We start from the raw sequence: 4,040 nt of genomic DNA, 5'->3' as shown, positions 1-4,040 counted from the left end.
CAGCGGCACGGCCTGACGCTGCATGTTCGAGCCCATCAGAGCGCGGTTGGCGTCGTCGTTTTCCAGGAACGGGATCAGGGCCGCGGCCACCGACACCATCTGCTTGGGCGACACGTCCATCAGATCGACGTTTTCGCGCGGCGCCATCATCACTTCGCCGGCACTGCGGCAAATGACGAATTCGTCGACGAAACCACCGTTCTTGTCGAGCTCGGCGTTGGCCTGCGCGACATGGTGCTTGGCCTCTTCCATCGCCGAGAGATAGACGACGTCATTGGTCAGCTTGCCGTCGACGATCTTGCGGTACGGGCTCTCGATGAAGCCGTACTTGTTGACGCGTGCGAAGGTGGCCAGCGAGTTGATCAGACCGATATTCGGGCCTTCCGGCGTCTCGATCGGGCAGATGCGGCCGTAATGCGTCGGGTGCACGTCGCGCACTTCGAAGCCGGCGCGCTCGCGGGTCAGACCGCCCGGTCCAAGCGCCGAGAGGCGGCGCTTGTGGGTGATCTCCGACAGCGGGTTGGTCTGGTCCATGAACTGCGACAGCTGCGAGGAACCGAAGAACTCGCGCACGGCGGCAGCCGCCGGCTTGGCGTTGATCAGATCCTGCGGCATGACCGTGTCGATCTCGATCGAGGACATACGCTCCTTGATCGCGCGCTCCATGCGCAGCAGGCCGACGCGGTACTGGTTTTCCATCAGCTCGCCGACCGAACGCACGCGGCGGTTGCCGAGATTGTCGATGTCGTCGATCTCGCCCTTGCCGTCGCGCAGTTCGACCAGCGTCCTGACCACGGCCAGGATGTCGTCCTTGCGCAGCACGCGCACGGTGTCCTCGGCCTTCAGCTCGAGGCGCATGTTCATCTTGACGCGGCCGACGGCCGACAGATCGTAGCGCTCGCTATCGAAGAACAGCGAGTTGAACATGGCTTCGGCGGTTTCAAGCGTCGGCGGCTCGCCGGGGCGCATGACACGATAGATGTCGAACAGCGCGTCCTGGCGGCTCTCGTTCTTGTCGACGTTGAGCGTGTTGCGGATATAGGCGCCGACATTGACGTGGTCGATGTCGAGAACCTTGATCTCCTCTTCGCCGGTGCCGAGCAGCACCTTCAGCGTCTTCTCGTCGATCTCGTCACCGGCCTCGAGGAAGATCTCGCCGGTGGCGTAGTTGACGATGTCCTCGGCCAGATAGTTGCCGAGCAGGTCCTCGTCGGTCGCCTTGATCGCCTTCAGACCCTTTTCGCCAAGCGCCCGTGCCTGGCGTGCGGTGATCTTCTTGCCGGCCTCGACGACGACTTCGCCGGTATCGGCATCGACCAGGTCGCCGACAGCCTTGAGGCCGCGGAAACGCTCGACGTTGAACGGAATGCGCCAATGGTCGCCGGCACGCTTGTAGGTGATCTTGTTGTAGAAGGTCGACAGGATCTCTTCGCCGTCCATGCCGAGCGCCATCAGCAGCGACGTCACCGGAATCTTGCGGCGGCGATCGATGCGGGCGTGCACGACGTCCTTGGAATCGAACTCGATGTCGAGCCACGAACCGCGATACGGGATGACGCGCGCGGCAAACAGAAGCTTGCCCGACGAGTGCGACTTGCCCTTGTCATGGTCGAAGAAGACGCCCGGCGAACGGTGCATCTGCGAAACGATGACGCGCTCGGTGCCGTTGACGATAAAGGTGCCGTTCAAGGTCATGAGCGGCATGTCGCCCATGTAGACGTCCTGCTCCTTGATGTCCTTGATGGACTTGGCGCCGGTGTCCTCGTCGATATCGAACACGATGAGGCGCAGCGTCACCTTGAGCGGCGCGGCATAGGTGAGGTCGCGCTGACGGCATTCGTCAACGTCGAATTTCGGTCCTTCGAACTCGTACTTCACGAACTCCAGCATGGAGGAGCCGGAAAAATCGGAGATCGGGAAGACCGACTTGAAAACGGCCTGCAGCCCCTCGTCCGGACGCCCACCCTTGGGCTCCGCCACCATCAGGAACTGGTCATAGGATGCCTTCTGAACCTCGATCAGGTTCGGCATCTCCGCAACTTCCGGAATCTTTCCGAAGAACTTGCGTACGCGTCTGCGGCCATTGAAAGTCTGGGTCTGGGCCATCGTCGCTCCTTAGCTCTAAACTCGGGACGAGCCTCGCCGCGGCTCGCCTTGCATACTGGGCCACCTTGGCGGCAACCCTCTGTCTGTTTTCCCGGCGCCTGTCGGCGGCCGGCTAGAACGGGAGAAAACCCGTTTCCTGAAGGCCGGTTTTCGGCCCTCAGGAAAGAGGTTCTCGCAGATCTCGCGTTACGCGCTCTCCCTTCGGGCGAAGGGAGTGGCGGACGGCGCGAGGCCGCCCGCCGCTTTTACGCTTACTTCAGTTCGACCTTGGCGCCGGCTGCTTCCAGCTGGGCCTTGAACTTGTCAGCGTCGGCCTTGGAAACGGCTTCCTTGACCGGCTTCGGAGCCGCTTCAACCAGATCCTTGGCTTCCTTGAGGCCAAGACCGGTGATGGCGCGGACTTCCTTGATGACGTTGATCTTCTGAGCGCCTGCGTCGGTGAGGACGACGTCAAATTCCGTCTTTTCCTCGGCCGGAGCAGCAGCGGCCGCAGCGCCGCCAGCAGCGGCAACCGCCACCGGAGCAGCAGCCGAAACGCCCCACTTTTCTTCCAGAAGCTTCGACAGCTCGGCCGCCTCGAGGACGGTCAGCTTCGAAAGGTCGTCTACGATCTTTGCGAGATCAGCCATTGTTGTGTTCCTTCATAAGGTTCGAACGTGTGTTTGTGATAGCGAGGAACGGCCTCATGCCGCCTCGTCCTTCCGGGCGTAAGCGCCGATGACGCGCGCGACCGAGGCCGCTGGCGCATTGACGATCTGGGCGATCCGGGTTGCCGGCGTGGCGATCATGCCAACCAGCCTGGCGCGCAGCTCATCGAGCGACGGAAGTGTGGCGAGTGCCTTCACACCGTCGGCATTGAGCGAGGTGGTGCCCATTGCGCCGCCGAGAATGACGAGCTTGTCATTTCCCTTGGCGAAATCGGACGCGACCTTCGGCGCCGCAATCGGATCCTCCGAATAAGCAATCAGCGTCTGTCCCTTGAACAGCTCGATGATCGATGCGGAGTCCGTGCCCTGAAGAGCGATTTTGGCGAGACGGTTCTTCGCGACTTTGACGGTGCCACCGGCAGCGCGCATTTTCGACCGAAGGTCGTTCATTTGCGCGACGGTGATACCGGCGTAGTGGGCCACGACCACTGAACCTGCGTTCGAGAACGCACCGTTCAGGCCCGTGACGAGTTCGCGTTTTTCCGCTCTGTCCACTGCCTATCTCCAGTTGACCCCAATCCTGTTAACGGGAACATCCCATTGACGAGGACAGGCGTCGGGTTGCCTTTTGTCGGCCGGGCCATCCAGTAACGGATCTCCCGAACGACGCTCGAGGATCCTGCCCCCTTTCGCCACATCGACAGTCAAGCCGGCGATGCGCAGACAAAAGGCAAACACGGTTCGAACCTTTCATTGGAGCAATCGCTCCGTTGTCCGGTCTTCACCCGTCTCATGCAGGCCCAAATCGAATTAAGGCTTCTGGGCCGCCTGCAATCTCGGACAGGATGTCCGGAAACCTTTCGGCTTCCGGTACCGGGCCGCCGACAAGTCGGAAGTCCGGAATTCACTTGCGGATCAGCCGCTTGGCGGCCGATCCAAATGTTCGTATCAGGACGCGTTGAGCGTCGCGACGTCGAGCTTGAGGCCCGGGCCCATCGTCGAGGTGACCGACACCTTCTTGACGTAGTTGCCCTTGGCGCCAGTCGGCTTTGCCTTGGTCACCGCATCGGCGAAGGCGCGGATGTTCTCTTCCAGGGCCTTGACGTCGAACGAGACCTTGCCGACGCCGGCATGGACGATGCCAGCCTTCTCGACACGGAACTCGACGGCGCCGCCCTTGGACGCCTTGACGGCGGCGGCAACGTCGGTGGTGACGGTTCCGACCTTCGGGTTCGGCATCATGCCGCGCGGGCCGAGCACCTTGCCCAGACGGCCGACCAGCGGCAT

General features: G+C 62.1%; 3 protein-coding genes and 1 pseudogene. All 4 read right to left on the bottom strand.

The window, feature by feature from the left end; all coding sequences use genetic code 11:
* On the bottom strand, positions 1–2,106 hold a 2,106-nt coding region (gene rpoB / locus EN884_RS28260; protein ID WP_128360864.1), incomplete at its 3' end, for a DNA-directed RNA polymerase subunit beta.
* 251 nt (positions 2,107–2,357) lie between these two features.
* Complete coding sequence (gene rplL, locus EN884_RS28255; RefSeq protein ID WP_013531413.1) at positions 2,358–2,735, bottom strand: 50S ribosomal protein L7/L12; 378 nt, start codon at positions 2,733–2,735, stop codon at positions 2,358–2,360.
* A gap of 54 nt (positions 2,736–2,789) precedes the next feature.
* Entirely contained in the window at positions 2,790–3,308 is a 519-nt protein-coding gene (rplJ, locus tag EN884_RS28250) for a 50S ribosomal protein L10 (protein WP_013531412.1), read from the bottom strand.
* Positions 3,309–3,701: 393 nt separating this feature from the next.
* Positions 3,702–4,040 (bottom strand): annotated as a pseudogene (locus EN884_RS28245) (50S ribosomal protein L1); the annotation flags it as partial.

The organism is Mesorhizobium sp. M7A.F.Ca.AU.001.01.1.1, from assembly GCF_004022735.1.
In the GTDB taxonomy this organism is placed as follows: domain Bacteria; phylum Pseudomonadota; class Alphaproteobacteria; order Rhizobiales; family Rhizobiaceae; genus Mesorhizobium; species Mesorhizobium ciceri.
The sequence above is the reverse complement of the archived record's forward strand: the minus strand, read 5'-3'. Positions and strand labels throughout refer to the sequence as shown.